This window comes from Priestia sp. JV24 (genome assembly GCF_025910025.1).
Lineage (GTDB): Bacteria > Bacillota > Bacilli > Bacillales > Bacillaceae_H > Priestia > Priestia megaterium.
Map to the genome: position 1 here is coordinate 1 of NZ_JAPCIN010000050.1, position 930 is coordinate 930.

The 930-nt window shown below is 31.6% G+C and carries 1 protein-coding gene; it reads right to left on the bottom strand.

All coding sequences use genetic code 11. The features are described 5' to 3' along the window. Positions 1 to 140: 140 nt before the first annotated feature. Entirely contained in the window at positions 141 to 398 is a 258-nt protein-coding gene (locus tag OK414_RS29085; RefSeq protein ID WP_205663450.1) for a hypothetical protein, read from the bottom strand. Between the last annotated feature and the right edge of the window lie 532 nt (positions 399 to 930).

A 930-nucleotide genomic window follows, 5' to 3' on the forward strand; every position in this document is an offset into this window, starting at 1 on the left:
CATCATGATGTGGTTGTTACACAAAAAAACAACGGATCCAAGGAAGTAGCATCGACAAAAGAATAAATGGTTTGTCTTTGTTGCATTTTACATAAACAGAAATAAAAAAACGTATGAGCTCCTAAAGCAAATACGTTTTTTTATTTCTTAAATGCATAGCCTAGATCATCCACTATTTCAGCAAACTCCCGGAGAATACAATATAATGCTTCAGGATTATTTTTATTTTGAAGAATCGCTCTATATATATCTTTGAAAACACGCCCTTTCATTTTTATAATGGCGTGAACTAAAAGGTCTACACGAACAAAGTCAACTCCATCCTTAGTCATGAAAGGAATTTCGATATCAAACAATTCATGCTCTTGTAGAATCTGTTTTATTTTGTGTTTTTCCATAATACTCTCTCCTTTTAATTGTTAAGAACCTTCTAAACCACGTAACGTCTTAGTGACGTCCCTTTTGTGCTTCTCTTTTTAGAACATGGCCCCCTATGTTTCTAATTTGTTGTTACCCCTTTTTAAACTTATTTAGCACATTTCCTTTCCCATGGTCGTCATGATATATATATAACCTAAAATAGGAGTAAGAAAAAGAATACTTCTAATAGGTACATGATTACTAACGTAATCAATGTTACCTATTAGGAAAGTATCTCGAAAAACACCATTGATTTATAGACCTATTGATTAAAACCCTCAAATTACTTGTACACCAACAGATGTAATATAGATTTTATATATGATTTAACAGAAGTACAGGAAAAGACATCTTAAAGGTTTCATTTTTTAAAGAATCTTCTTTTAAACCGCAAACATACTTATGTCATGTCGTTTAAAAGGTTTTATTTTAGGTTGCCATTGATATAGCTACACACGTAGTCGTGTAAGTATACAATGCTTCTTTACATAAGTGTTCTTCTAAAGAACC

Bases quoted from the DNA above. Each gene is read 5' to 3' on its own strand.
- OK414_RS29085 (WP_205663450.1), bottom strand. From the start codon at position 398: ATGGAAAAACACAAAATAAAACAGATTCTACAAGAGCATGAATTGTTT.